This window comes from Streptomyces sp. NPDC002566, from assembly GCF_042889585.1.
Taxonomy (GTDB): domain Bacteria; phylum Actinomycetota; class Actinomycetes; order Streptomycetales; family Streptomycetaceae; genus Streptomyces.
Genome location: NZ_JBIARD010000004.1, coordinates 79,944 through 105,629, shown reverse-complemented (window position 1 = coordinate 105,629; position 25,686 = coordinate 79,944). Strand labels below are relative to the sequence as shown.

General features: G+C 69.7%; 25 protein-coding genes and 1 tRNA gene. 17 read left to right on the top strand and 9 right to left on the bottom strand.

Going from position 1 to position 25,686, the window contains the following annotated elements; translation table 11 throughout:
• Positions 1-46 precede the first annotated feature (46 nt).
• The gene (ligD, locus tag ACFYXA_RS17680; protein WP_352249291.1) at positions 47-925 is read right to left on the bottom strand and encodes a non-homologous end-joining DNA ligase; all 879 of its coding nucleotides are present in this window, start codon (positions 923-925) and stop codon (positions 47-49) included.
• 79 nt (positions 926-1,004) lie between these two features.
• On the opposite strand from ligD, the gene ACFYXA_RS17675 reads away from it, so the two are divergent.
• Entirely contained in the window at positions 1,005-2,063 is a 1,059-nt protein-coding gene (locus ACFYXA_RS17675) for a Ku protein (RefSeq protein WP_389033631.1), read from the top strand.
• 36 nt (positions 2,064-2,099) lie between these two features.
• On the opposite strand, the gene ACFYXA_RS17670 is transcribed toward ACFYXA_RS17675, so the two are convergent.
• Complete coding sequence (locus ACFYXA_RS17670) at positions 2,100-3,560, bottom strand: acyltransferase (RefSeq protein WP_389033628.1); 1,461 nt, start codon at positions 3,558-3,560, stop codon at positions 2,100-2,102.
• A 183-nt stretch (positions 3,561-3,743) separates the two neighbouring features.
• Between ACFYXA_RS17670 and ACFYXA_RS17665 the strand changes: the two genes are divergently transcribed.
• From ACFYXA_RS17665 to ACFYXA_RS17655, 3 genes are read left to right on the top strand one after another with little or no spacing between them, the layout of a single operon-like run.
• The gene (locus ACFYXA_RS17665) at positions 3,744-4,613 is read left to right on the top strand and encodes a helix-turn-helix domain-containing protein (protein WP_389035043.1); all 870 of its coding nucleotides are present in this window, start codon (positions 3,744-3,746) and stop codon (positions 4,611-4,613) included.
• On the top strand, positions 4,610-4,807 hold the full coding sequence (locus ACFYXA_RS17660) for a DUF397 domain-containing protein (RefSeq protein ID WP_389033625.1): 198 nt from the start codon (positions 4,610-4,612) through the stop codon (positions 4,805-4,807). Before ACFYXA_RS17665 ends, ACFYXA_RS17660 begins: the two co-directional genes overlap by 4 nt.
• Before the next feature lie 9 nt (positions 4,808-4,816).
• A complete protein-coding gene (locus ACFYXA_RS17655) occupies positions 4,817-5,197 on the top strand; it encodes a signal peptidase I (protein WP_352249283.1) in 381 nt (126 codons plus the stop codon).
• A 64-nt stretch (positions 5,198-5,261) separates the two neighbouring features.
• Here ACFYXA_RS17655 and ACFYXA_RS17650 read toward each other — a convergent pair whose 3' ends face one another.
• Complete coding sequence (locus ACFYXA_RS17650) at positions 5,262-7,106, bottom strand: thiamine pyrophosphate-requiring protein (RefSeq protein ID WP_389033622.1); 1,845 nt, start codon at positions 7,104-7,106, stop codon at positions 5,262-5,264.
• A gap of 569 nt (positions 7,107-7,675) precedes the next feature.
• On the opposite strand from ACFYXA_RS17650, the gene ACFYXA_RS17645 reads away from it, so the two are divergent.
• Positions 7,676-8,335 (top strand): formylglycine-generating enzyme family protein, encoded by a 660-nt coding sequence (locus tag ACFYXA_RS17645; protein ID WP_389033619.1) that lies wholly within the window; start codon positions 7,676-7,678, stop codon positions 8,333-8,335.
• 74 nt (positions 8,336-8,409) lie between these two features.
• Entirely contained in the window at positions 8,410-8,883 is a 474-nt protein-coding gene (locus ACFYXA_RS17640; protein WP_389033616.1) for a pyridoxamine 5'-phosphate oxidase family protein, read from the top strand.
• Between the two features lie 33 nt (positions 8,884-8,916).
• Here ACFYXA_RS17640 and ACFYXA_RS17635 read toward each other — a convergent pair whose 3' ends face one another.
• The 3 genes from ACFYXA_RS17635 to ACFYXA_RS17625 all read right to left on the bottom strand — a co-directional run bounded on the left by ACFYXA_RS17635 (position 8,917) and on the right by ACFYXA_RS17625 (position 10,307).
• Positions 8,917-9,204, bottom strand: a complete 288-nt coding sequence (locus ACFYXA_RS17635) for a hypothetical protein (RefSeq protein ID WP_389033613.1) — start codon at positions 9,202-9,204, stop codon at positions 8,917-8,919.
• 429 nt (positions 9,205-9,633) lie between these two features.
• Entirely contained in the window at positions 9,634-10,047 is a 414-nt protein-coding gene (locus ACFYXA_RS17630) for a PIN domain-containing protein (protein ID WP_389033610.1), read from the bottom strand.
• The gene (locus ACFYXA_RS17625) at positions 10,044-10,307 is read right to left on the bottom strand and encodes a CopG family transcriptional regulator (protein ID WP_389033607.1); all 264 of its coding nucleotides are present in this window, start codon (positions 10,305-10,307) and stop codon (positions 10,044-10,046) included. Before ACFYXA_RS17625 ends, ACFYXA_RS17630 begins: the two co-directional genes overlap by 4 nt.
• A gap of 1,150 nt (positions 10,308-11,457) precedes the next feature.
• Between ACFYXA_RS17625 and ACFYXA_RS17620 the strand changes: the two genes are divergently transcribed.
• Together ACFYXA_RS17620 and ACFYXA_RS17615 are read left to right on the top strand one after the other, a co-directional pair.
• Entirely contained in the window at positions 11,458-11,955 is a 498-nt protein-coding gene (locus tag ACFYXA_RS17620; protein ID WP_389033604.1) for a hypothetical protein, read from the top strand.
• A 213-nt stretch (positions 11,956-12,168) separates the two neighbouring features.
• Entirely contained in the window at positions 12,169-12,399 is a 231-nt protein-coding gene (locus ACFYXA_RS17615) for a hypothetical protein (RefSeq protein ID WP_389033600.1), read from the top strand.
• 94 nt (positions 12,400-12,493) lie between these two features.
• On the opposite strand, the gene ACFYXA_RS17610 is transcribed toward ACFYXA_RS17615, so the two are convergent.
• Positions 12,494-12,895, bottom strand: a complete 402-nt coding sequence (locus ACFYXA_RS17610) for a hypothetical protein (RefSeq protein ID WP_358940290.1) — start codon at positions 12,893-12,895, stop codon at positions 12,494-12,496.
• 109 nt (positions 12,896-13,004) lie between these two features.
• Between ACFYXA_RS17610 and ACFYXA_RS17605 the strand changes: the two genes are divergently transcribed.
• Both ACFYXA_RS17605 and ACFYXA_RS17600 read left to right on the top strand, forming a co-directional pair.
• A complete protein-coding gene (locus tag ACFYXA_RS17605; RefSeq protein WP_389033597.1) occupies positions 13,005-14,138 on the top strand; it encodes an IS630 family transposase in 1,134 nt (377 codons plus the stop codon).
• A 99-nt stretch (positions 14,139-14,237) separates the two neighbouring features.
• Positions 14,238-15,149, top strand: coding sequence for a nuclease-related domain-containing protein (locus ACFYXA_RS17600; RefSeq protein ID WP_389033594.1), 912 nt, complete (start codon positions 14,238-14,240; stop codon positions 15,147-15,149).
• Between the two features lie 56 nt (positions 15,150-15,205).
• On the opposite strand, the gene ACFYXA_RS17595 is transcribed toward ACFYXA_RS17600, so the two are convergent.
• Together ACFYXA_RS17595 and ACFYXA_RS17590 are read right to left on the bottom strand one after the other, a co-directional pair.
• Complete coding sequence (locus tag ACFYXA_RS17595) at positions 15,206-15,838, bottom strand: hypothetical protein (RefSeq protein WP_389033591.1); 633 nt, start codon at positions 15,836-15,838, stop codon at positions 15,206-15,208.
• Between the two features lie 277 nt (positions 15,839-16,115).
• Positions 16,116-16,187: transfer RNA gene (locus ACFYXA_RS17590), tRNA-Arg, on the bottom strand.
• Between the two features lie 89 nt (positions 16,188-16,276).
• On the opposite strand from ACFYXA_RS17590, the gene ACFYXA_RS17585 reads away from it, so the two are divergent.
• The 7 genes from ACFYXA_RS17585 (at position 16,277) to rho (ending at position 25,639) form a co-directional block, all read left to right on the top strand.
• Positions 16,277-16,753 carry a response regulator gene (locus ACFYXA_RS17585; protein WP_389033589.1) on the top strand — a complete coding sequence of 159 codons (477 nt, stop codon included), beginning with the start codon at positions 16,277-16,279 and terminating at the stop codon, positions 16,751-16,753.
• A 103-nt stretch (positions 16,754-16,856) separates the two neighbouring features.
• The gene (gene nrtL, locus ACFYXA_RS17580; RefSeq protein WP_389033586.1) at positions 16,857-17,942 is read left to right on the top strand and encodes an ArgS-related anticodon-binding protein NrtL; all 1,086 of its coding nucleotides are present in this window, start codon (positions 16,857-16,859) and stop codon (positions 17,940-17,942) included.
• Positions 17,943-18,010: 68 nt separating this feature from the next.
• Positions 18,011-19,402 carry a diaminopimelate decarboxylase gene (gene lysA / locus ACFYXA_RS17575; RefSeq protein WP_352249265.1) on the top strand — a complete coding sequence of 464 codons (1,392 nt, stop codon included), beginning with the start codon at positions 18,011-18,013 and terminating at the stop codon, positions 19,400-19,402.
• Between the two features lie 189 nt (positions 19,403-19,591).
• Positions 19,592-20,884 (top strand): homoserine dehydrogenase, encoded by a 1,293-nt coding sequence (locus tag ACFYXA_RS17570; RefSeq protein WP_165430471.1) that lies wholly within the window; start codon positions 19,592-19,594, stop codon positions 20,882-20,884.
• A 6-nt stretch (positions 20,885-20,890) separates the two neighbouring features.
• The gene (gene thrC, locus ACFYXA_RS17565) at positions 20,891-21,949 is read left to right on the top strand and encodes a threonine synthase (protein WP_352249262.1); all 1,059 of its coding nucleotides are present in this window, start codon (positions 20,891-20,893) and stop codon (positions 21,947-21,949) included.
• 354 nt (positions 21,950-22,303) lie between these two features.
• Complete coding sequence (gene thrB, locus ACFYXA_RS17560; protein ID WP_352249260.1) at positions 22,304-23,236, top strand: homoserine kinase; 933 nt, start codon at positions 22,304-22,306, stop codon at positions 23,234-23,236.
• A gap of 402 nt (positions 23,237-23,638) precedes the next feature.
• The gene (gene rho, locus ACFYXA_RS17555) at positions 23,639-25,639 is read left to right on the top strand and encodes a transcription termination factor Rho (protein WP_352249258.1); all 2,001 of its coding nucleotides are present in this window, start codon (positions 23,639-23,641) and stop codon (positions 25,637-25,639) included.
• The last annotated feature ends 47 nt before the right edge of the window (positions 25,640-25,686 follow it).

The window sequence follows — 25,686 nt, the reverse complement described above, 5'->3', positions numbered from 1 at the left end:
GCGACGGCACCCCGCCCACGCCGGCCCCAGCCACCCCGGCCCCCGCTCAGGGCACCTCCGCCGCCCCCGCCTCGAACAGCGGCCCCAGCAGATCCCCGTGCTCACGGACCCGCGCGCTCACGTCCTCCGCCCGGAACACCAGCTCCTCCGGCCGCCCGCACGCCTCCACCTCCTCCCACCCCACCGGCGCGGACACCGTCGGCTCCGCCCGCGCCCGCAACGTGTACGGCGTGGCCGTGGTCTTGCGGGCCGCGTTCTGGCTCCAGTCCACGAACACCTTCCCCGGGCGCAGACTCCGCGTCATCCGGTGCACCACCAGCCGGGGCATCTCCCGCTCCGCCTCCACCGCGAGCCGCTTGGCGTACTCCGTGACCCGTTCGGACGACGCCCCCCGCACCGACGCCACCAGGTGCAGCCCCTTCGACCCCGACGTCTTGGCGTACGCCTCGATCCCGTCCCGCGCCAGCCGCTCCCGCAGCCACAGCGCGACCTCGCAGCACTCGACCACGGTCGCGGGCGCGCCGGGATCGAGGTCGAAGACGATCCGGTCGGCCTCCCCGGGGTCCTGGATCACCCACTGGGGCGTATGGAACTCGGTGACGAGGTTCGCCGCCCACATCAGGCTCGCCAGGTCCTGCACGAGCACCATCCGCGCCGGCCCCTCCGCCCGGGGCACCCGCGCCGTGGCGACCCACTCGGGGGTGCCCGGCGGCACGTTCTTGGCGAAGAACAGCTGTCCGTCGGGCCCGTCCGGGTAGCGCAGGAAGGACACCGGCCGGTCGCGCAGATGGGGCAGCAGGGCCCCGGCGACCGTGGCGTAGTAGTGCAGCACCTCGCCCTTGGTGAAACCGGTCGCCGGATACAGCACCTTGTCCAGGTTGCTGAGCGCCAGCCGTCGCCCCTCCACCTCTGTGATCGGCGTCATACCATGAGAATCACACGAAACCGGTACATATCGGTACAGGCAGGCGGTGCACCTCGCGCCCGTCAGGAAGGTGCTGCACGTGCGATCCATCTGGAACGGCGCCATCTCCTTCGGACTCGTCAGCATCCCCATCAAGCTGGTGAACGCCACCGAGAGCCACTCCATCTCCTTCCGCCAGATCCACACGGAGGACGGCGGCCGGATCCGCTACCGCAAGGTGTGCGAACTGGAGGACCGCGAGGTGAGCCAGGGCGAGATCGGCAAGGGGTACGAGGACGCGGACGGCACGATCATCCCGATCACCGACGAGGACCTGGCCCACCTGCCCATCCCGACGGCGAAGACGATCGAGATCGTCGCCTTCGTGCCGGCCGACCGGATCGACCCGCTCCAGATGGACGCCGCGTACTACCTCCAGGCGGGCGGCGCCCCGGCCGCCAAGCCGTACACCCTGCTCCGGGAGGCGCTCAAGCGCAGCCACAAGGTGGCGATCGCCAAGTACGCGCTGCGCGGGCGGGAGCGGCTGGGCATGCTCCGCGTGGTCGGCGACGCCATCGCCATGCACGGCCTGCTGTGGCCGGACGAGGTCCGCGCCCCGGAGGGCGTCGCCCCGGACACCTCCGTCACCGTCCGCGACAAGGAACTCGACCTCGCGGACGCGCTGATGGACACCCTCGGCGAGGTCGACCTCGCCGACCTGCACGACGAGTACCGCGAGGCGATCGAGGAGGTCGTCGCCGCGAAGGCCGCGGGCGAGACCCCGCCCGAGGCCCCCGCTCCCGAGACCGGCGGCCGGGTGCTGGACCTGATGGCGGCCCTGGAGAACAGCGTGCGGGCGGCGAAGGAGTCCCGGGGCGAGTCGACCGCGACCGAGAAGGCCGAGGTCAGACACCTGCCGCCGGGGAAGTCGGCCCGTACGGCGCCGAAGCAGACGGGCGGCAAGAAGTCGACGTCGACGGCGAAGAAGACGACGGCGGCCAAGAAGACGGCGGCCGCGAAGCAGACCAAGTCGGCCCAGGCCGCCGGCGGAGCGAAGAAGTCCACGTCGACGGCGAAGAGCGCGGCCGCCAAGAAGACGGCGGCGAAGAAGACGACGTCGACGGCGAAGAAGGCGGCGGGCCGCAAACGCACGGCGTGACCTGGCCCCGTCGGCGGGGCCGGGCCCCACCCGAGGTCACGCGGCCTCCTCCAGCCCTTGCGCCCGTCCTTGTGCGGTCCGCCCCCGCACCCCCGTCACCCCGCCCCCGGCTGTCAGCACCAGCACCGCCCCCACGGACAGCCCCGCCGCGCCCCACAGCGGGAACCTCCCCCCGTACGCGAACCCGTGCCCCGCGAAGTACGTCAACGCCCAGACGCTCAGGCCGAGACCGGCCCAGAGCCGCCAGGCCCGCCGGGGCCCGGCGGCGGCGCGAGGCCCGCCGGCCTCCGGTGAGGCTGCCCGGCGCTCCGGTGAGGCTGCCCGGCGCTCCGGTGAGGCCGCCCGGCGCTCCGGTGAGGCCGCCCGGAGCTCCCGTGAGGCCGCCCGGAGCTCCCGTGAGGTCAGCCGGCGCTCCAGTGAGGCCAGCCTGCGCTCCAGGGGGACGAGCAGCCGCACCACGCCCACCAGCACCACCACCAGCACCAGCAGCCAGGGCCCCCGCCACCCCCACCACGCCGCCGAACCGAAAGCGGGCTGCGGGGCGAGCCCGGTCAGATAGAAGGCGGCGGCGATCACCAGCACCGGCACCATGTGCCACAGGTACAGCGTCATGCTGACGGCCCCCGTCGCCCGCACCGCCCGCCACAGCCGCTCCCGCTCCAGCAGCCGCCGCATCACCGGCGCGACGAGCAGACACGCGCCGACCTGCCCGACCGCCCACGCCAGCATGGCCGCCGAGGGCGGGTTCGTGTTGCTCGGATCCTGTCCCGTCACCAGGATCAGACTGACCGGGAACGGACCGAACCCGACGAGCGCGGCGAACGCGGACCACCCCCCGACGGTCATCGCCACCGCCACCCGCCGGCTCCCGCCGGCCACCAGCCCGTCCCGCAGGCAGAACCCGAGCTGGTAGACCACACCCCACACGAGCACGTAGTCGAGGGCCCCGACGTACGGCACTCCCGCCGCGAGATCCAGCACCCCGACGAGCAGCGCCAGACCGGCCGTCCCCGCCGGAGCGAGCGGACCCCACCGCAGATGCAGGGCGTACAGCGCCGGAGTCAGCGCGCTGACCAGCAGATACACCGGCAGGAACCAGAACTGCATGGCCAGCGCCCATCCCACCAGCGCCAGCGTGACCGGATCCACGCCGAGCGCGGCGCACACCGCGACGGCGACGAGCACGAGCCCGCTGTAGACGCCGGTCGGCAGCAGCAGCCGCACCGCCCGCCGCCCCACCCACTCCGCGACGGTGGCCCCCCGCTCCCGCGCCCGAGCCCAGGACCCGCCCGCCGCACAGCCGCCGGCGAAGAAGAACAGCGGCATGATCTGGAACCCCAGCGTCAGCCACTGGGTCCACGGCACGGTCGCCAGCAACTCCGGCGCGGTGATCGCCCCGTCCGGCTGCCGGACCAACCCGGTGATCACCCAGTGCCCGAGCACGACGAGCACGATGGCCCACGCCCGCAGAAAGTCCACGTACCGGTCCCGTTCCATGCCCCGGATGCTCCCCGCTCCCCAACTCCCCGTCCCTGGAAAGCCCTTGTCGCAACCAACCCGTGGCCGGGACGACACCGTCGGCGCTCTTTCCCGATTCACGTCACGCTGAGTGTTCGCTCGGCTCTACTCTGTACGCGGCGTGGGGATCCTTCGGACGGAGAGTGAGGGGTCGCGGTGACCTTGTCGGAGCAGGTGGAAAGCACGGGGACCGAGGAGGCCTACGACGAGGTCGAACAGGTCAACGACCTGAACCGGGCCGTCGGCAAGCAGTTGAGGCTGCTGCGGGAGCGAGCCGGCCTGACCCAGAAGGAGTTGGGCGACCGCCTCGGGTACGGCCCCGACCTGATCTCCGCACTGGAGAGGGGCGTACGGACGCCTCAACGGGAGTTCCTGGAAGCGGCGGACGAACTCCTCGACGCGGGCGGGCTGTTGAAGGCGCTGATCGAGGACGTGGAGCGGGCCAAGGCGAAGGCGAGGGTTCGGCATCCGGCGTGGTTCAAGGACTATGCGCGGCTGGAGCGCAGCGCGGTCGAGATCAACTTCTACAACAACCATGACGTGCCTGGTCTGTTGCAGACCGAGCGACGAACCCGAGCGCTGTACGTGATGCGCAAGCCGGTGCTGGACCAGGACACCATCGAGCAGCGCGTGGCCTCCCGGGTGGACCGGCAGGAGATCCTGACCCGCTGGCCCCTTCCCATGGTGACCGCGGTGATCGAGGAGGTGGTGCTGCGACGCCCCCTCGGCGGCTGGGACATCCACCGGGAGCAGCTGGAGCATCTGCTCAAGCTCGGTCGGCTGCCCAGTGTCGAGCTCCAGGTGATGCCCTCGGAGCGAAGTGAACACGCGGGAATGGGCGGGCCGTTCGTGCTGCTGACGCCCAAAGGGAAGCCGCAGGTCGGGTACACCGAGGCGCAGAGCAGCAGTAGTCTCATCACGGACCCCGAGGAGGTGCGGATGCTTGCCGCGCGGTACGGGAGCATCAGGGCCCAGGCGCTTACGATGCAGGAGTCCCTTGTCCTGATCGAGAGCTTGCTGGGAGAACGATGAGCACCGCTGAGCCCGCACCCCACGCCTGGATCAAGAGCAGCTACAGCGGCAACGAGGGCGGCGAGTGCCTGGAGGTCGCTGCGGCGCCCGGCACGGTCCACATCCGCGACTCAAAGGCCCCCGCCCGCGCTCAACTCGCCTTCTCCGAGGCCGAATGGGCCGCGTTCGTGACGTACGCGGCCCGCCGGGACTGACCGCCGCCCATGGACGACAACGTGTACGTCGGCAACGCCGGCAAGGACGCCGCGGTCGACCGGGGTTGGCTGCTCGGGCACTTCAAGCCGGACGGCGATCCCCGGCACAGCGACGACCTCGAGATCAAGTGGGGCGTCCACCCGCGGGGCGACCGGCGTGCGCAGTGGGTCCGGGGCGAGGAGCGCACCGCGCTGCAGGTGCTCGTCAGCGGCCGGTTCCGGGTCGAGTTCCCGGGACGCAGCGTGGTGCTGGAGGAGCAGGGCGACTACGTCGTCTGGGGCCGCGGGGTGGACCACTCCTGGGTCGCCGAGGAGGAGTCGGTGGTGCTGACCGTGCGCTGGCCGTCCGTCCCGGGCTACGCGGTGCCGCAGGAACGCCCCGAGGAGTGACGGGATCGCCCGCGTACGACCGGTACGCGGGCGAAGCGCGCCCCCGACACGGGATCGGTCCCGCTCACGTGTCCTTTTCGGCGCTGTCGTGCTTGCCGGCGCCGGGCCGGTCGCCGCGGTGCCGGCTGCCTGGGAGCATCTCCTGCACCTTGGCCTTGATGCCCTGCCGGACCATGCCCGCGCGGTCGCTGTCCCCTTGGAGGATCGCCGAGGCGGCGGCCTCGATCTGGTCCAGGGAGGCGTGCGGCGGGATCGGCGGGACGGCGGGGTCGGTGCGGAAGTCGATGACGAAGGGCCGGTCCGCCGACAGGGCCCGGTCCCAGGCCGCCTCGACGCCCTCGGGCTTCTCCACGCGCACGCCGTCCAGGCCCATGCGCTGGGCGATCTCGGCGTAGGGAAGGTCGGGGATGTGCTGGGACTCCTCGAACTGCGGCGCGCCCGACATGGCCCGCATCTCCCAGGTGACCTGGTTGAGGTCCTGGTTGTTCAGCACGGCGACGACCAGCCGCGGATCGGACCACTCACGCCAGTACTTGGCGGCCGTGATCATCTCCATCATGCCGTTCATCTGCATGGCGCCGTCGCCGACGAGGGCGATGGCAGGCCGGTCCGGATGGGCGAACTTCGCGCCGATCGCGTACGGCACACCGGGCCCCATCGTCTCCAGCGTCCCGGAGAGGGAACCGCGCATCCGGCCGCGCAGCCGGAGATGACGGGCGTACCAGTTGGCGGAGGAGCCGGAGTCGGCGGCGATGATGGCGTCGTCGGGCAGCTTGCCGTCGAGGGCGTGCACCACGTACTCGGGATTGACCGGATCGGCGTCCACGGCCGCCCGCCGCTGCATGACCTCCCACCAGCGGGAGACGTTCTTCTCGACCTTCTCCCGCCAGGCCCGGTTCTCCTTGCGGCGCAGCAGGGGCAGCAGCCGGCGCAGCGTCTCGCGGGAGTCGCCGACGAGGTTCACCTCGAACGGGTAGCGCAGGCCGATCATGTGCGGATCGATGTCGATCTGCACGGCGCGCGCCTGGTCCAGCTCCGGCATGAACTGCGTGTACGGGAAGCTGGAGCCGATCATCAGCAGCGTGTCGCAGCCCTGCATCAGCTCGTGCGAGGGGCGCGTGCCCAGCAGCCCGATGGACCCGGTGACGTAGGGCAGGTCGTCGGGGAGGGCGTCCTTGCCCAGCAGGGCCTTGGCCACACCGGCGCCGAGCACGTCGGCGAGCTGCTCGACCTCGGCGCGGGCCCCGCGCGCGCCCTGCCCGATGAGCACGGCGACCTTCTCGCCGGCGTTCAGCACCTCGGCGGCCCGCTGGACGTCCTCGTCGGCGGGAACGGGCGCGTAGCGGCCCATCCCGAGGCTGGAGGGCACCATCTTGAAGGCGTGCGTGGGCGGGCTGTAGTCCAGCTCCTGCACATCGGCGGGGAGGATGATCGCGGTGACGGTGCGTTTGGCGTACGCGGTCCGAATCGCGCGGTCGATCAGGTTGGGCAGCTGCTCCGGCACCGTCGCCGTCTCGCAGAACTCGGAGGCGACGTCCTTGTAGAGGCTATGAAGGTCGACTTCCTGCTGGTAGGAGCCGCCCATGGCGCTGCGGTTGGTCTGCCCGACCAGCGCGACGACGGGAACGTGGTCGAGCTTGGCGTCGTAGAGCCCGTTGAGCAGATGAATGGCCCCGGGCCCGGAGGTGGCGGCGCACACCCCGACCTTCCCGGAGAACTTGGCGTACCCCACCGCCTGGAAGGCGGCCATCTCCTCGTGCCGGGCCTGCACGAACCGCGGCTGGTTGTCGGCCCGCCCCCATGCGGCGAGCAGCCCGTTGATGCCGTCACCCGCGTAGCCGAACACATGCTCGACATCCCACTCCCGCAACCGCTGCAGCACGTAGTCGGACACCTTCACGCTTCCCATGAACCCACTCCGTTCCGCCTCGACCCACCCCCGCGCAAGGCTTTCTGGGTAACCGTGGGGGGCGGGGGGAAACGTCGGGGGGTGGGGCGGGGCGGCACGAGCCGGGAACGGCGAGCGAGCTCGGAGCAAGGACGAAGCCGAACGCATCGAGCGACATGCGGAGCGGGCGGGCATGGACGTCTCGGCGCACCTGGTCCATGCCGCGACGCGCCAGCTGGCCGAGAGCGACGGAGTAAGCGCACGGGTGTGGCCGTACGACACCGGCATGCTCAACGCACTCGCCGACCGCAAGGCGAACGCGGTCGCTCTGCACGAGGGACTGCGCACGGCGCCGCACCGGGCGCTGATGCTGGGACCGGTCCTGGCCCAGGTGTGGCGGCCCCAGCCGGCACTGGTGCACGCGCTGGCAGCGCGGTCATCTTCACCACCGCCCCGGGGACATCCACGCCTTGGGAGCGGTGCTAGCGTCCGGCACCATGTGGGCTCAGGAGATCGTGGCCGGACGACCGGCTTGGCGGCACACCCCTTCCGGCGTGGTCTTTCGGGCTGTTCCCGGTGGGACGTTCCGGATGGGCCTGTCCGACGCGGAGTTGGACGCCGTCCGTGCCATTGAACGGGCCGGCGGAGCCGAAGACGACCTTGAGGCGTTCTTCGCCGAAGCTGTCCAGGCCCGACCGGTGCGAGAAGTGCACGTCGAGCCGTTCCTGATAGCCAGGCATCCGCTTACGGTGGCGCAAGCACGGCACTGGCTGCCCGAGTACGAGGACGCGTACACCGAGTCGGATTCGGGCACGGCCCGGTTCGAGGACGACCTGGACGACCTGCTCGACGCGTTGCCCTTCCGGCTGCCCAGCGAGGTGGAGTGGGAGTACGCCGCCCGGGCGGGCACGACCACGCTGACCTTCCGCGGGGACGGGAAGCCGGACGAGGACCAGGTGCTCGACGACTTCGCCGACGACGAGCGCACCGCTGCGGCCGAGAACGCCTTCGGGCTGGCGGCGATGGGGTCGGCGAACGAGATCTGCGCCGACGTGTGGATCCCGCACTTCACGGACGCGCCTGCGGACGCCCGCCCCCGCACGGGGGACGGGCCGCGGGCGGTGCGCGGAGGCGCCGCCGACCTCTATCCCTGGCAGGGCTGCGACGAGTGGCTGCTGCTCTCCGCCACCCGCGACGAGTCCCACGACTTCACCGCCGTCCGCCCGGCCGCGTCGCTGCCGACCGATTAGGGACTCCATCCGCCCCCGGGCGTAGGTCCCTCGCCCCATGCGCGCATCGAGCCTGCCAACTATGTTCGGCACTCATGCAGAGCACGGGGATTGCTCGCCGCGAGACGGCGGAGCGCAGACGCGACACCCTGGAACGGCTCGTCACCGAGCGGGATGTATGGGTGTCGACAGCACACCCCGATCACGGGCCGCACCAGGTGCCGCTGTGGTTCATGTGGGACGGGCAAGCGGTGTGGATGTGCACCAGCGCCACTTCCGCGACGGCGCGGAACGTCCGCGAGGAGCCGCGCGTGCGCCTGGCGCTGCCGGACACCTTCGACGTAGTGCTTCTCCAGGGCGAGGCGGAATGCTTCCTCGACCAGGACGTGCCCGGAGACGCGGCCGAAGCGTTCGCCGCCAAGTTCGGTTGGGACCCGCGCGCGGAGGAAGGTTCCTTCCTGTACATGCGCGTGGTGCCGAAGAGCGTCCGCGCCTGGCGCGGCGAACCGGAACTCCGCGGCAGAGTCATCATGCGCGACGGGAAGTGGCTGGAAGGCGCCCATCCGTAAGTCGCGACTGACGACCCTCTATGGGCTGGGGTGTCAGAACGCCCCCGTCAACGCAGCGGCGATAAGAAGGTAAGTGAGTGTGGCGCCGACGATGACGCCCACCATGGAGAGACCCTTCCAGGCGGGGGCGAGCGCGCTGCGGGCTATTTTGAGGTTGGCGACCAAGCCGACCCCACCGATGAGCCCGCCGATCAGCCCACCGACGAAGAGCAGCCCCAGGGGGAGGGCAGCGAGGATGCCTTGCCATCTGGGAAGGCTACGGATCTGAGCAGCCCAGTCACCCTTCTTCGGGGCATCTGAGCGAAGATCGGGACCGGCCATGTGAACTTCCTTGCTGGAACGAGAGTTGAGGGAGTGAAGATTCTAGAACTGCCCAACCACGAGCAGAGCCGCCGGGACGATCAAGCGAAGTCGGGAGTCCTGCTGGGCTGCTTGTCGACGTCACATGGTTCCTGGAGAGTCGCAGTGAGGGCGAAGTAGATCCGGACGCAGACCAACGCGACCGGGTCCTGCAGGTACCTACCGACCCGGCGGAAACCGAACCGGATCCCTCACAGCGGGGTTTCCGGGGTCGTTCCCCCGAAGGCGCTCTCATCCATCCCGCCCGTGTCATGCAGGCGCCGCCCTTTCACGACGACGCTGCATCCAGCGGCACACTATCCGTGCGTCGTATCGGATGCCGCCCCGGGCGCATGCCGGCCACCCTGCCTGATGCACCGTCATCCCTGTGCGGGCGGTCGACGTGCACTGTCAGACCTTGATCACCGTGGCGCGCCCGCCGCACAGAGCGGCGATGTCCTCAGGATCGGAGGTGAGGACCGTGACGGGGCCGGGTGCGGTGAGGGCGGTGGCGCTGAGCATGGCGTCGACGGCGTACTTGTGCCCGTGCAGGCCGGCGTCGGCGAGGAGGGCTGCGGCGTGCCGGGCAATCGGCTCGGTGACCGGTTCGACCACCAGGCGGGAAAGAGTCCACTCCAGGGCCGGGCGGTTGATCCGAGGATGAACCACTTCTACGAGGGTGGCTGCCGAAGTGATCACCCGCAGATCATCGGCGCGTGCCAGGGCAAGCCAGCCGGTCACTGTGCGGTCACGCAGGACAGCCTTGGCCAGCCCTTCGCTGTCGAGGACCAGGGTGCCGCCGGGGGTGGCGACGGAACGGCTCACGCTGCGCTCGCTCCGCCCTGCGTCTGCTTCTCGCGTGCCTGGTGGAGCTGCTCCCGCAGGGACTGGATCTCTTCGTCCGTGATGGGCCCGTGCTCGGCCTCGGCCACCTGGATCAGCTCGTTGAGGTTGTCCCGTTCGATCTGACGGGCCACGGCCGCGGCCACATAGGCGGACAGCCCGGAGGGTCCGCTGCGGGCCTTGGCGGCTTCGGCGATGTCACGAGGCATGGTGATCGAGTACTTGCCGGTAGGCTCACTCATGCCACTAATCCTACCGTTCATCCTCCCTGTGCGGCGGGATTCACGGCACTCTGCCTCTTGTGCGCCGGCGGAGTAGGCGATGCGGTGGCCCGTAACCAGAGCGTTGATCAAGGAACAGTGCGCCCCCCCCCCACAGCATCCGAGCCCCTGGAACTCCCCACGGCCTCGCCGTTCGCGCCTCCGGCCAGGGTGATGTGCTGACCCCACCCACTTGGTGATCCGCTTACGGCCGTTCCGCTGTCCCACCTGCACATACACGAAGACCCCGGCTTCAGCGTTCCCGCTGGTGGCGGGGTCTTTGGGCACCTCATGCCCACGGCAGGATTCGAACCTGCGCACTCGGCTCCGGAGGACCCTTGGTGGCCGGACAACGCACCAGGTCACGGTCCTGCGCGTGGAAGGCCAAGTAGACGAGTCCACAGATAGTTCGCGGCCTACAGACATGCGAGGGCACGCACCAGCCTCGATTTCCCCTTGCAGTCACCCCGCTGACGGTGGCGTAGCGACCTGGCTACACCTTGGCGCGCGCTGGCGGATCACCACCGGCCGTTGCATGCACCCCACTTCAACATTTGACGTAATCCTCCTATTTGCACTGGTTTGAGTGGAACCATCTTGATGGTGTCCCGCGTCGGGGAAACTGCGACCGGCGTCAACTGCCCTGAGAAGGGACGTCAATGGCACCGAACCACAACAAGCGGCCAGCTCAGATTCGCGCGGCGATCATCGCAGGTGTTCTCGCCATCGTCGGAGCCGTCCTCGCCGCGATCATCGGTGTCCTCCCCGCTTGAGGGCTCAACTGGCTGCGTTCTGCCATCACTTGGACTTACTCTCGTCGAGTGCGCGCTGGGGCACCTGCAGACTGAGGAACGGGCACTTGACAATCATCGTTGACACGCAAATTGTTTCCTATGTATTTAAAGGATCCTCGATAGCTGGAGAAGGCCTGTCGGGCTTCTCTGTCGCTTCTACGGTCGCACACGAATTCCTGCGAGTGCGAAACGTGGCGACGGGTGAAGCTCGGTACTTCACCCCGCCGCCGCACACGTTAAGCCCAGCGGCAAGGGAGGCTTACATAACTCAACGGAAGATTCACGGGGATAGGCCGAGCGATAGGCCGCTGTTCAAGCGAGCTACGGATAAGCTCATCATGGACTTCAATAACGAATTCCCGTCCGTGGTGGAGTATGGACACCTCGGCATATCTCATCTGCTAGACAGCGCCAACCGGGTCATATTTAGCGAGTCGGTAAACCATCTGCCGAAGCGTGAACGCAAGGAGCTGGTAGGTAAGTTCACCTTCCTCGCCGGACAGCGAGTCGGCTGTGTCCCGGTCGGGGCGGAATGTGTCCCCATCGCCTTTGGTCTCTTGAAGCGTCTGATCGCACGCGGATTCAACCTCAAAGCTGACTTCCGAAACAGCCTGAATGACATGTTGATCCTAGGTGCTGCCATCACGCGCGGTGCGGACCTGTGGACCCAAGATGAATTGCTGGCGCAGTTCGCTGCGGAAGAACTCACTTTCAAAGTCAAGCATCGCGATACTCACTATGAAATCCCCATTCAGGCATCTGAGGACTCCATTCGGCGTGTCTCGCGTGAGAGTAAGGGCTACATCAACACGGGCTGGCGTTACGCGCTGCGCTGACTGTCATCGTCGGCCATCCTCGGGCGCCCCGCAGGCATCTTAGGGTCGACCACTGGTCTGCCGTGGGAGTGCCTTCACCTACATTGAAAGCTGATCGCAAATCATCAGGTGAAGCTCAGTCGAGGCTTCCGCAATTTCCTCCGCGATCTCCGTCGGCCTGCTGTTGGTGGCGGCCTGGCGACGACTGCGCTCCGGTGGGTCGAAGGCGGCCGGGTGGTGCTTGTTCTCGTCGCGCTGATCGCGTCGCTCGGGCCCAACGTCGCCACGGCCGGACTGCTCGACCTGGACGCCGTGCCGGCCTGGCTGCGGATCCTTCTCGCCGGGTGGCCCGCGGTCGCCTTCCTCGGCGGCACGCTTCTCGCCCATGGCTGGACGGCAGAGCATGAAACGGCCCCGCCCGAACAGGACGTCGCTAACCGGCGTATCGAGGACCTCCTGCGCTAGTGCCGCATCAGGCAACATTTGCCCTTTAGTCGACGGCGCGGGGATGTTGTGATCCTGGGGCTGCTGGTCGCGCTGCGATGTGCGGACGCCGTGGTCAGATCCCAGGTCCGTAACCGGGGTCCGGCTGCCGGCGGGGGGTCCACCACTCGGTGAGCCCCCACACCGCGAGCGCGAGCGTGGCCAAGGCTACGAGTGCCGCGACCCAGGAGCGGTTCACCCATCTGGTGGCCAACGCCCAGGCGAAGAGCGGAACCAGTGCGCCGCCGAGCACGATGAGCGGCAGGTCGATGAAGAGTACGCTCAGATCGCGGGCATGGCCCTCGAATCCTCCGTCGATACTGACCGCGGCGCGCGGTGCCCAGACAAGCGGCGCGGCTGTCGCACCGAGGCCGGCGAGTAGGCATCCGGCGCCGCCCTCAGTCTTCGGGTTCATACCCGTGGCCCGTTCCGCGGTTCTCTCGCCCATGCCCGTGATAGACGCGGCGGCGTGGTGCACGGTTCCGGCAGAGCGGCCGCGTGTTGTAACAGCGAACGTTTGGCCTGTTGTGATGTGACGCGCCGTCCGGGTGCTGTACCGGGTGGCAGGGGGCGGCCACTCCGTGCTGATGGCGATACGCGTACAGGTCCGAGAGATCGCCGATGCCGAGGGCCAGCGGTTACTGCGGATCATCCGCAGGAGCACTGGATCGGTGGTGACCTGGCGGCGGGCCCAGATGGTACTGCTGTCCGCGCAGGGCATGCCGGTGGCGAAGATCGCCGGGGTGACCTTCACCAGCGCCGACCGGGTTCGCGATGTGATCCACAACTTCAACGCCGACGGCTTCGACTCGCTCTACCCGAAATACAAGGGCGGTCGGCCGAAGACGTTCACCCTGCCCGAGCGCCGCGAGATCAAGAAGATCGCCAAGTCCAAACCCGTCGAGCACGACCTGCCGTTTTCCACCTGGAGTCTGTCCAAGCTGGCGGATTTCCTGGTCGCCGAGGGGGTGGTCGACGACATCAGCCACGAGGGCCTGCTCATCCTGCTCCGCGAGGAAGGCGTCTCCTTTCAACGCCTGAAGACCTGGAAGACCTCCCGTGACCCCGACTACGCGGCCAAGAAGGCCCGCGTCGAACACCTCTACGCGATCGCCGACGGCGAGGTCATACCCGAGGAGGGCGAGCCCGAAGTCATCTTCTGCATGGACGAGTTCGGGCCGCTCAACCTGATGCCGCACCCTGGACGGCAGTGGGCCGAACGCGGCGGCAGGCACAAGGATCAAGGCCGTGAACCTCGCCGTAGACGCCGGGCCACCTACAACCGCTACGGCGGCGTGCGACACCTGTTCGCCGCCCTGGACCTGGCCAAGGACAAGCTCTACGGCCACATCAAGCCCATCAAGAGGCGCACCCAGTTCCTGGAATTCTGCCGCTACCCGCGCACGCTCTATCCTCCGACCGTGCGGATCGCGATCGTGTGCGACAACTTCTCCCCGCACCTGACCACGAAGAAGTGCCAACGGGTGGGCACCTGGGCGGCGGCAAACAATGTCGAGATCGCCTACACACCGACCAACTCCTCCTGGCTCAACCGCATCGAGGCCCAGTTCACCGCCCGGCGCTACTTCACCCTCGACGGCACCGACCACGCCACCCACAAGGAGCAGGGCAGCATGATCCGCCGCTACATCATCTGGCGGAACCGCAACACCGACGACCGGCGCCTACGGACCGTCGTCGACAGGGCAAACGTTGCCTGATGCGGCACTAGTACGAGTGAGACCCCCTGCACCCACCCCCCACCGAGGCCCCGGGCATCTTGTCCGGGGCCTCTCTCGTTTTGAGCGCTACCTGCTGCGATGCTTCGAGCCGAGAGCGGACGAGGGGGGCTCGTGGAGTTGAGGGTGAGGCGCTGGAAGCGGTTCGGACAGGATCGCCTGTACGCGAACCTGCCGGATGGCACCGCGGTCGGCTGGGCGGATATCAGGACGGGGCACGTTACGGTCCTGGTCGCCGAGTACCGCGATGACGTGGTTGCCGTGCTGACACGCCACTTACGGAACAACTCCGAGTCGGTCATGCCACAGAGGGCCCCTGAGGTTGAAGCGCGCCCGATGCTTCCGCCTTTGACGTCGGCCGACGACCTGTCCACCAACCGTCCTGGTGAGTCTCTCCGGGACCTGCTCGACAAATCCGGCGTGGGTCTGACTGAGCGGCTCGTCTCAAAGCTCTTGCGTCGTCGCACAGAGGGGGATTCCTGGCGCAAGGGGCTGGCGGGGGAGAGGCGAGTGGGAGCCGAGCTGAACCGTTTGGCGAGTCACGGCTGGCGGGTCCTGCATTCCATCCCCCTGGCCGACAAGGTGGACGTCGATCACTTGCTGGTCGGACCCGGCGGCGTGTTCAGCATCAACACCAAGCACCACCACAAAAAGGCTGTGTGGGTCGGCGACGATTCCGTGAAGGTCAATCATGGAAAGCCAGCGCCCTACGCGCGCAAGAGCCGGGCGGAAGCGAAGCGGGTAGCTCGAGTGCTTGAGCACTATTGCGGCTTTCCTGTCCCGGTGGAGCCCGTGCTCGTCTTCGTCGGCGTGACCGATGTGAAGGTGGTTGCCACACAGCTCAGCGTGCGCGTGTACCAGGAGCGTCAGGTGGCGGCACTGGCGCCGCTCTCCGGGGTGCTGACGGCCGAACAGGTCGAGCAGGTGTACAGCGTCGCTCGCCATCGACAGGCCTGGCGCCAGTTCCCGCCGACGGCGACACCAAAGGTTTGAGCACGTGGGCGTCTCCGACGCTCCCGAATGCCTCGGGAGCCTCGTCGTTAACCCGCCTATGCAGGCCGCGCGGCTTGGGCCTGTTCGGAGGAGAGTAGGCGCTCGAGGCTCCTTCGCTCGCTATTGAGCACAGCGAGCATTTGAGTACGTGTGTGCTCGAAGTCAGGCTCGACCTCGACGCCGAGGTCATGACGCAGGGTGACCCGCAGCAGATACACCCCGTCGGACAGGGGGCCGCTGAACCAATCTTTGGCCCGGTTGTACGACCTGTCTGGGGCAGGGCTGCTCGCCAATTGCTTCACCACGGTGTACCCGACTCCGAGCGCCCTATTGAGGGAAGAGGCGATCTCGTTGACGTCCTTCGGTAGAGCCATCTGAGCCAAGGAGTATTGCTCTGCCCAGGCTTCCTTCGCGGCATCGAGGACTGCTGGTTCAGCGCTTTCACCGCGCTCGGCCGCTAGGACTGCGTCTCGGGCAGCGACCCGGTAAGCGCGAGCCGTGGTATTCAAACGGGCATAGAGATCCCGCCTGGCTTCCTGCGCTCGGTCGTGGCGGTCCTCTGCCCGTTCACGATCGGCGCGCTGGTTCTGCTCCCGGGTGACGCGCTGGCTGAGCAATGCCCCACCCAGGGTTCCACCCAACGTTCCTCCGACGCCGATGAGCGCAGCTGCAAGCGTGGTCACGTCCACGAGATCCCCCACCTCGTCCGGTCATTTGCCCGCCGGCGGCGGTCGTCAGTCTTCCCACCCTCGACGCCGTCTACTACCGGGACGACGATAGCGAGCAGCGCGGCTGCTCGACTTCGATGCGCTGCGCCACCTGCGGGAATGCCTCAAGATCCCGTCCACGCCTCGTCCACGGACCCCGACATACACCCGCTCCGGGTCGCACATGGCTGCACATACGCGAAGACCCCGGCCTCAGCGTTTCCGCTGGTGACGGGGTCTTTGGGCACCTAATCCAAGGTGCCCCCGGCAGGATTCGAACCTGCGCACACGGCTCCGGAGGCCGTTGCTCTATCCCCTGAGCTACGGGGGCGTGTTCGTCGCGTTGCTCGCGGCGACGGGTAGAACACTACCAGCTCGGTCGGGGTGATCAGGAACGGGTTTCGGGGGCGTGGGGTGGAAGTGGGGAAAACCCGGACGCGGTGGCCGGTGTCGACCTACTCTCGAGTTGTGTCAGGCGCGTCGGGCCGGGTGCTTGTGGTCGATGACAGCAAGGTCATCCGGCAGCTGATCAGGGTCAATCTCGAGCTGGAGGGCCTCGAGGTCGTGACCGCGTCCGACGGTGCCGAGTGTCTGGAAGTCGTTCATCAGGTGCGGCCCGACCTCGTGACCCTCGATGTCGTCATGCCCCGGCTGGACGGGCTCCGCACCGCCGCCCGGCTCCGTGCCGATCCGCTCACCCGCGACCTTCCCCTCGCCATCATCAGCGCCTGCACGCCCTACGAGGTCGACGCCGGTCTCGACGTCGGCGTCGACGCCTTCCTCGGCAAGCCCTTCGAGCCCGCTGAACTCATCGCCGTCGTGAGGAAGCTGATCGAGGGGAGAGAGGGCAGGTTAGAGCGGGTGCCCCGTCCTCCGGGGCGGGAGCGGTCCGCCTGAGCGGACCCTGCCGGCGGCGACCCGTGTGCGGCGCCGTCCATATCCCGGACCCCCGGCCCCGGCCGCTCGCCTCCCCACCCCGCTCCTCCCCTACGCTTGTGCCGTGACCCCCGTCGAGCTCTCCCGCACCGTCGTGCACGCGGTGCGCCGTGCCGTGGACGCCGGTGAGATCAGCGTGGACGTCCCCTCGCGGGTCGTCGTCGCGCCGCCCGGGCCCGGAGGATGCGGGGACTACGCGACCAACGTCGCCCTCCAACTCGCCCGCCCCGCCGGGCAGCCTCCCCTTCGCGTCGCCGAAGTGCTCCAGGGCTACCTGTCCGACGCCGCCGGCGTCGTCGACGTCGAGATCACCGGGCCCGGGTTCCTCAACATCAGCCTCGATCCCGCCGCCGTCTCCGCCGGCCTCGGGGAACTGGTGCGCCGCGTCCTGGACGAGGGACTGCGGTACGGGCACACCGACGCCCTCGCCGGGCGGGTCTTCGAGCTGCGCGTGCCCTACGAGGTGCGTGCCGAGGTTCTCGCCGACGCCCTCGGGCGGATCGTCGCGACCCAGGGCGGCCGCGTCGACGTACTGCACCGGGAGCCCGTGAACCTGCGGCCCGTGCCCTCGCCGGAGGACCCCGCCCCCCTCGGACTCGACGCCGCCCGCTGGGCCCTGCTGCACCCCGCCCCGCACGACCGGCCCCGCATCACCGCCGACCACCTCGTCCAGCGCGAGGCGAACCCCCTCTTCCGCGTCCGGTACGCCCACGCCCGCGCCCGCGCCCTCCGGCGCAACGCCCGCGCCCTCGGCTTCGCCGCCGACGTCCACACCCCCCAGCCCGCCGACACCCCCGGCACCCGCCCCGCCGACGGCCAAGCCCCCCGCCCCGCCGACGGCCGCACCCCCCACCCCGCCGACACCCCCGGCGCCCACCCCCTCCTCACCCTCCTCGCGGACTACCCCCGCGTCCTCGGCACCGCCGCCTCCCTTCCGCACCCGGACGGCATCGGCGCGCCTTCCCGCCTCACCAGGTATCTCCTCGACCTCGCCGACACCGCGCTCCCCTTCTTCGCCACCGTCCTCCCCAGCGGGGACGAGAAACCCACGGCCGCCCACCGCGCCCGGCTCGCGCTCGCCGAAGCCGTCGGGACGGTGCTCGCCGGTGGCCTCACCCTCCTCGGCATCGACGCTCCCGATCACCTCTGAGCCACAGAACCCCGACCAGCCCCGGTCAACGTTCACACCGCGACTCGCCCCGAAAGAGCACTCCCAAGATGAGCCGTTCCGCACACCCCGCCGGGCCCCGTCACGCCGACGTCTATCCCGAGGGCCACTACTCCGCCCCGCCCGCCGACCTCAACGCCCTCGACCCGAAGGTGTGGGCCCAGACCGTCAGCCGGGACGCCCAGGGCGTCGTCACCGTCGGCGGGGTCGACGTGAAGACGCTCGCCGAGCAGCACGGCACCCCCGCCTACATCCTCGACGAGGCCGACTTCCGGGCCCGCGCCCGGGCATGGCGCAGCGCCTTCGGGACCGACGCCGACGTCTTCTACGCCGGCAAGGCGTTCCTGTCGCGTGCCGTCGTGCGGTGGCTGCACGAGGAAGGGCTCAACCTCGACGTGTGCTCGGGCGGCGAGCTCGCCACCGCGCTGTCCGCCGGCATGCCCGCCGAGCGCATCGCCTTCCACGGCAACAACAAGTCCGTCGGAGAGATCGAGAGGGCCGTGCGCGAGGGGGTCGGGCGGATCGTGCTCGACTCCTTCCAGGAGATCGTGCGGGTCGCGCACATCGCGCAGTCGCTCGGCAAGCGGCAGCGTGTGCAGATCCGGATCACCGTCGGCGTCGAGGCCCACACCCACGAGTTCATCGCCACCGCACACGAGGACCAGAAGTTCGGCATCCCGCTCGCGGGCGGCCAGGCCGCCGAGGCCGTACGTCGGGCCCTCCAGCTCGACGGGATCGAACTCATCGGCATCCACAGCCACATCGGCTCGCAGATCTTCGACATGTCCGGGTTCGAGGTCGCCGCGCACCGGGTGGTCGGCCTGCTGAAGGACGTCCGGGACGAGCACGGGGTCGAACTGCCCGAGATCGACCTCGGAGGCGGCCTCGGGATCGCGTACACGAGTGACGACGACCCCCGCGAGCCGCACGAGATCGCCAAGGCGCTGACCGAGATCGTCACCCGTGAGTGCGATGCCGCCAAGCTGCGCACGCCGCGCATCTCCGTCGAGCCGGGCCGCGCCGTCGTCGGGCCCACCGCCTTCACGCTCTACGAGGTCGGCACCGTCAAGCCGCTCGACGGGCTGCGCACCTACGTCTCCGTCGACGGGGGCATGTCCGACAACATCCGTACGGCGCTGTACGACGCGGAGTACAGCGTCGCCCTGGTGTCGCGCACGTCCGACGCCGCGCCGATGCTGGCGCGCGTGGTCGGAAAGCACTGCGAGAGCGGTGACATCGTGGTGAAGGACGCCTTCCTCCCGGCGGACCTGGCACCGGGTGACCTGATCGCCGTGCCGGCCACGGGCGCGTACTGCCGGTCGATGGCCAGCAACTACAACCACGTGCCCCGGCCGCCGGTGGTCGCCGTCGCGGACGGCCAGGCCCGGCTCATCGTGCGGCGGGAGACCGAGGAGGATCTCCTGCGGCTCGACGTCGGGTGAGAAAGGCCAGGCCTTGAGTGAGCAAGGCCAGGCGTGGGGTGAGAGACGCCCGCGCCCGGGCGGAAGATCTCCTGTCCGCCACCGCCGAGAAAATGAAATAAACGTCTCACGATCCGGACCCTGGCCAGAAAGTCCGGTTCGGTGGGTGAGACTGGTCCAACCGAAGACGGTAAGAGGAAACGAGGTCGGATGATGCGTACGCGTCCGCTGAAGGTGGCGCTGCTGGGCTGTGGAGTGGTCGGCTCAGAGGTGGCGCGCATCATGACGACGCACGCCGACGACCTCACGGCCCGGATCGGCGCCCCGGTGGAGCTCGCGGGCGTCGCCGTGCGGCGGCCGTCCCGGGTGCGCGAGGGCATCGACCCGGCCCTCGTCACCACCGACGCCACCGCCCTCGTCAAACGCGGGGACATCGACGTCGTCATCGAGGTCATCGGGGGCATCGAGCCCGCCCGCACCCTCATCACCACCGCCTTCGAGCACGGCGCCTCCGTCGTCTCCGCGAACAAGGCGCTCCTCGCCCAGGACGGCGCCGCCCTGCACGCGGCCGCCGAGGAGCACGGCCGGGACCTCTACTACGAGGCCGCCGTCGCCGGCGCCATCCCGCTGATCCGCCCGCTGCGCGAGTCCCTCGCCGGCGACAAGATCAACCGGGTGATGGGGATCGTCAACGGCACGACCAACTTCATCCTCGACAAGATGGACACCACGGGGGCGGGCTACCAGGAGGCCCTCGACGAGGCGACCGCGCTCGGGTACGCCGAGGCCGACCCGACCGCCGACGTCGAGGGCTTCGACGCCGCCGCCAAGGCCGCCATCCTCGCCGGCATCGCCTTCCACACGCGGGTGCGTTTCGACGACGTCTACCGCGAGGGCATGGCCGAGGTCACCGCGGCCGACTTCGCCTCCGCCAAGGAGATGGGCTGCACCATCAAGCTGCTCGCCATCTGCGAGCGGGCCGCCGACGGGGGTTCCGTCACGGCGCGCGTGCACCCCGCCATGATTCCGCTGAGCCACCCGCTCGCCTCCGTGCGCGGCGCGTACAACGCCGTGTTCGTGGAGTCCGACGCGGCCGGCCAGCTCATGTTCTACGGCCCCGGCGCGGGCGGTTCGCCCACCGCCTCAGCCGTGCTCGGCGACCTCGTCGCCGTCTGCCGCAACCGGCTCAGCGGGGCGACGGGGCCCGGCGAGTCGGCGTACGCCGCCCTGCCCGTGTCGCCGATGGGGGACGTGGTCACCCGCTACCACATCAGCCTCGACGTCGCGGACAAACCGGGTGTTCTCGCCCAGGTGGCGACCGTGTTCGCGGAACACGGCGTATCGATCGATACGGTTCGTCAGCAGGGCAAAGACGGTGAGGCCTCCCTCGTCGTCGTCACCCACCGGGCCTCCGACGCCTCCCTCACCGGGACCGTCGAGGCGCTGCGCAAGCTCGACACCGTGCGGGGTGTCGCCAGCATCATGCGGGTTGAAGGAGAGTAACCAGCAATGACCCACCAGTGGCGCGGAATCATCGAGGAGTACCGGGACCGGCTGCCGGTGTCCGACAGCACGGTCGCCGTGACGCTCCGCGAGGGCGGCACGCCGCTCGTGCCCGCGCAGGTGCTCTCCGAGCGCACCGGCTGCGAGGTCCACCTCAAGGTGGAGGGCGCCAACCCCACCGGGTCCTTCAAGGACCGCGGCATGACCATGGCCATCACCCGGGCCAAGGAGGAGGGCGCGAAGGCGGTCATCTGCGCCTCCACGGGCAACACGTCCGCCTCCGCCGCGGCGTACGCCGTGCGCGCCGGCATGGTTTCGGCCGTTCTCGTGCCGCAGGGCAAGATCGCGCTCGGCAAGATGGGCCAGGCCCTCGTCCACGGCGCCAAGATCCTCCAGGTCGACGGCAACTTCGACGACTGCCTCACGCTGGCCCGCGCGCTGAGCGACAACTACCCGGTGGCGCTGGTCAATTCGGTCAACCCGGTGCGTATCGAGGGTCAGAAGACGGCCGCGTTCGAGATCGTCGACATGCTGGGCGACGCCCCCGACATCCACGTCCTGCCGGTCGGCAACGCGGGCAACATCACCGCGTACTGGAAGGGGTACCAGGAGTACGCCGCCGACGGCGTGGCCGGAAAGAAACCCCGGATGTGGGGGTTCCAGGCCTCTGGCAGCGCGCCGATCGTGCGCGGCGAGATCGTCAAGGACCCGGCGACCATCGCGACCGCGATCCGGATCGGCAACCCCGCCTCCTGGAAGTTCGCGCTGGCGGCGCGGGACGAGTCCGGCGGCCTCATCGACGAGGTGACGGACCGTGAGATCCTGCGCGCCTACCGGCTGTTGGCCGCGCAGGAGGGCGTCTTCGTGGAGCCCGCGTCGGCCGCGTCCGTGGCCGGTCTGCTCAAGGCGGCCGAGCAGGGCAAGGTCGACCCGGGGCAGCGGATCGTGTGCACCGTCACCGGCAACGGCCTGAAGGACCCCGACTGGGCCGTGGCCGGCGCCCCGCAGCCGGCCGCCGTCCCGGTCGACGCCGTGGTGGCGGCCGCCCGCCTCGGCCTGGCCTGACCGGCGTTCCGCGTCCCGGCCGGCGGGCACCGACGCCCGCCGGTCCGGCCGCGGACCGGCGTCGCGAGGTGCACTCCCGGCCGATCGCGGCCGGGCCGCAGGGGGTTACCCCCGTCGGGGGTGCACGAGGGGCTTGCGACACGCATCGTGCGCCTCCTGTGCGCCCTATGTCGCCGCAGAACCTTCCTTCGATAGGCTGTAGCGAACCCGCCTACCGCATATGCCTTCGCATATCGCGTCGTGCGGCCGGCAACGGCGCCGCGCCGTGCCGTCGGCCCGAGGGTCTTCGTACGTCATCGAATCGTCATCGAATGTCATTCGACCATCACGCAGCTCAAGGAGAGTCAACGAGCGATGGCCGGTCCAGCGTTCCGCGCCGCCGCCGTCCGGGTGCGCGTCCCCGCCACCAGCGCCAACATCGGCCCGGGCTTCGACGCCCTGGGCCTCGCGCTGGGGCTCTACGACGACGTCGTGGTCCGGGTGGCCGACTCAGGGCTGCACATCGACATCGCGGGTGAGGGCAGCGAGACCCTGCCGCGCGACGAGCGGCACCTCCTCGTCCGCTCCCTGCGCACCGCCTTCGACATCCTGGGCGGCCAGCCGCGCGGCCTGGAGATCGTCTGCGCCAACCGCATCCCGCACGGCCGGGGCCTCGGCTCCTCCTCCGCCGCCATCTGCGCCGGCATCGTCGCCGCCCGGGCGGTGACCATAGGCGGCGAGAACAAGCTCGACGACACCGCCCTCCTGGAGCTCGCCACCGAGATCGAGGGCCACCCCGACAACGTCGCCGCCTGTCTGCTCGGCGGGTTCACGCTCTCCTGGATGGAGGCCGGCGCCGCCCGCGCCATCAGGATGGAGCCCGACGATTCCATCGTTCCGGTGGTTTTCGTGCCCGGCAAACCGGTGTTGACCGAGACCGCGCGCGGACTGCTCCCGCGCACCGTGCCGCATGTCGACGCCGCCGCCAACGCGGGCCGCGCCGCCCTGCTCGTCGAGGCGCTGACCAGGCGACCCGAGCTGCTGCTGCCCGCCACCGAGGACCGCCTCCACCAGGAGTACCGCGCGCCGGCGATGCCGGAGAGCGCCGCGCTGGTGGAGCGGCTGCGCGCCGACGGGATCCCCGCCGTGATCTCCGGCGCCGGACCCACCGTGATGGCGCTGGCCGACGTGGCGACGGCCGACAAGGTCGAGGCCCTGGCCGGCCGGGAATGGGCGGCGAACAGGCTGGTCCTCGACCTGCAGGGAGCGAGCGTTCTGCCGCTCGCTGCCACCGGCGACCTCCAGTAACGCGTGGTTGCCGGATTTCGAGAGGGGGAATGTTTGTTGGATCCGGTAGTGTTAACCTCAAGTCTGCACCCGACCCCACCATGGCGAGGTGCTTCGTGTCCCCGTCCGGGACAGACATTCTTCCGGGAGCTCCCCACGCCGCACTGCGTTCCGTACGTCGTACCTGGGCAGTACGCCGTACAGCGACGCTGAGCGGTCCGACGGGCACGCTCCGGAATCGGTGCGACCAGGCTGCGTGACACCGCGTGTCACGCCTCGTCGAGGAAGCGCCATCACCAGAAATCTCTTCCGCCGCTTAGGCGGACCACCGCCCCGGCTTCGCCACATCAAGGCACGAAGCCGGACAGCACAACCGGTCGCCGAGCCAGACAGGCCGACGTCCGCTCCAGGGAAGGACCCTTCGTGAGCGACACCACCGATCTGATGGGCGCACGTGTCGAGGAGACCGCTGCCGCGCCCGCCACGGACGCCTCCGCGCCTGCCACCGGTGCCGGCTCCCGGCGGCGCCGCGGTACCGGCCTCGAGGGCATGGTGCTGGCCGAGCTGCAGCAGGTCGCATCCGGCCTCGGCATCAGGGGCACCGCGCGCATGCGCAAGAGCCAGCTGATCGAGGTCATCAAGGAGGCGCAGGCAGGATCCGGCGCACCGGCCGCGAAGGCCGACGCCGCCGCCGAGACCAAGCCCAAGCGCCGCGCCACCTCCAAGGCCCGTACGGGTGAGGCCCCCGCCGAGAAGAAGGCGGACGCCGCCCAGGCCGAGGCCCCCGCCGAGAAGGCCGTGGCCCAGCAGCAGATCGAGATCCCCGGCCAGCCGGCCGGAGCCGACGCGCCCACCGAGCGCCGTCGCCGCCGCGCCACCGCCGAGGCGGGCAGCCCCGAGACCGTGACGGCCGAGGCGAAGAGCGCGGCCAAGACCGAGGCGCCCGCCCCGGCGCAGAACGACCAGGGCCAGCCGCAGGGCGACGCCAAGGGCGACGACGGCGAGGGCCGCCGCCGCGACCGCCGTGAGCGCGGACGTGACCGCGACCGCCGCGGCAAGGGCGACGACCAGCAGGGCCAGGGCGGTCAGCGCGACCGCGGCCAGCAGCAGGGCGGCCAGCAGCAGGGCGGCGGCCGTCAGGACCGCCAGCAGCGCGACAACGGCCCGCAGGACGACGACGACTTCGAGGGCGGCCGGCGCGGTCGCCGCGGCCGCTACCGCGACCGCCGGGGCCGTCGCGGCCGTGACGAGATGAGCGGCCCCGAGCCGCAGATCGCCGACGACGACGTCCTGATCCCCGTCGCGGGCATCCTGGACATCCTCGACAACTACGCCTTCATCCGCACCTCGGGCTACCTGCCCGGCCCCAACGACGTGTACGTCTCCCTCGCCCAGGTCCGCAAGAACGGCCTGCGCAAGGGCGACCACCTCACCGGCGCCGTGCGTCAGCCGAAGGAAGGCGAGCGCCGCGAGAAGTTCAACGCGCTGGTGCGGCTCGACTCGGTCAACGGCATGGCCCCCGAACACGGCCGTGGACGCCCGGAGTTCAACAAGCTGACCCCGCTGTACCCGCAGGACCGCCTCCGTCTGGAGACCGACCCGGGCGTCCTCACCACGCGGATCATCGACCTCGTCTCGCCCATCGGCAAGGGCCAGCGCGGTCTGATCGTGGCCCCGCCGAAGACCGGCAAGACCATGATCATGCAGGCGGTCGCCAACGCGATCACCCACAACAACCCCGAGTGCCACCTGATGGTCGTCCTCGTCGACGAGCGTCCGGAAGAGGTCACCGACATGCAGCGGTCGGTGAAGGGCGAGGTCATCTCCTCGACCTTCGACCGCCCGGCCGAGGACCACACCACGGTCGCCGAGCTCGCCATCGAGCGCGCCAAGCGTCTCGTCGAGCTGGGCCACGACGTCGTCGTGCTGCTCGACTCGATCACCCGTCTGGGCCGTGCGTACAACCTCGCCGCGCCCGCCTCCGGCCGCATCCTCTCCGGTGGTGTCGACTCGACGGCGCTGTACCCGCCGAAGCGCTTCTTCGGTGCGGCCCGCAACATCGAGGACGGCGGCTCGCTCACCATCCTCGCCACCGCGCTGGTGGACACCGGGTCCCGCATGGACGAGGTGATCTTCGAGGAGTTCAAGGGCACCGGCAACATGGAGCTCAAGCTCGACCGGAAGCTCGCCGACAAGCGCATCTTCCCGGCGGTGGACGTCGACGCGTCCGGCACCCGCAAGGAGGAGATCCTGCTCGGCAGCGAGGAGCTGGGCATCGTCTGGAAGCTGCGGCGGGTGCTGCACGCGCTCGACTCGCAGCAGGCGATCGAGCTGCTGCTCGACAAGATGAAGCAGACGAAGTCGAACGCCGAGTTCCTGCTGCAGATTCAGAAGACGACGCCTGCGCCGGGTAACGGGGACTAAAGCTCCGCTGGAGGCGCGGTCACTTCTCGTCGTCGGTTCACCGCGGC

Coding starts and splice junctions, on each gene's coding strand:
- ligD (WP_352249291.1), bottom strand. CDS start 925: ATGACGCCGATCACAGAGGTGGAGGGGCGACGGCTGGCGCTCAGCAAC.
- ACFYXA_RS17670 (WP_389033628.1), bottom strand. CDS start 3,560: ATGGAACGGGACCGGTACGTGGACTTTCTGCGGGCGTGGGCCATCGTG.
- ACFYXA_RS17660 (WP_389033625.1), top strand. CDS start 4,610: ATGAGCACCGCTGAGCCCGCACCCCACGCCTGGATCAAGAGCAGCTAC.
- ACFYXA_RS17655 (WP_352249283.1), top strand. CDS start 4,817: ATGGACGACAACGTGTACGTCGGCAACGCCGGCAAGGACGCCGCGGTC.
- ACFYXA_RS17650 (WP_389033622.1), bottom strand. CDS start 7,106: ATGGGAAGCGTGAAGGTGTCCGACTACGTGCTGCAGCGGTTGCGGGAG.
- ACFYXA_RS17645 (WP_389033619.1), top strand. CDS start 7,676: ATGGGCCTGTCCGACGCGGAGTTGGACGCCGTCCGTGCCATTGAACGG.
- ACFYXA_RS17640 (WP_389033616.1), top strand. CDS start 8,410: ATGCAGAGCACGGGGATTGCTCGCCGCGAGACGGCGGAGCGCAGACGC.
- ACFYXA_RS17635 (WP_389033613.1), bottom strand. CDS start 9,204: ATGGCCGGTCCCGATCTTCGCTCAGATGCCCCGAAGAAGGGTGACTGG.
- ACFYXA_RS17625 (WP_389033607.1), bottom strand. CDS start 10,307: ATGAGTGAGCCTACCGGCAAGTACTCGATCACCATGCCTCGTGACATC.
- ACFYXA_RS17620 (WP_389033604.1), top strand. CDS start 11,458: ATGGACTTCAATAACGAATTCCCGTCCGTGGTGGAGTATGGACACCTC.
- ACFYXA_RS17605 (WP_389033597.1), top strand. CDS start 13,005: ATGGCGATACGCGTACAGGTCCGAGAGATCGCCGATGCCGAGGGCCAG.
- ACFYXA_RS17600 (WP_389033594.1), top strand. CDS start 14,238: ATGCTTCGAGCCGAGAGCGGACGAGGGGGGCTCGTGGAGTTGAGGGTG.
- lysA (WP_352249265.1), top strand. CDS start 18,011: ATGAGCCGTTCCGCACACCCCGCCGGGCCCCGTCACGCCGACGTCTAT.
- ACFYXA_RS17570 (WP_165430471.1), top strand. CDS start 19,592: ATGATGCGTACGCGTCCGCTGAAGGTGGCGCTGCTGGGCTGTGGAGTG.
- thrC (WP_352249262.1), top strand. CDS start 20,891: ATGACCCACCAGTGGCGCGGAATCATCGAGGAGTACCGGGACCGGCTG.
- thrB (WP_352249260.1), top strand. CDS start 22,304: ATGGCCGGTCCAGCGTTCCGCGCCGCCGCCGTCCGGGTGCGCGTCCCC.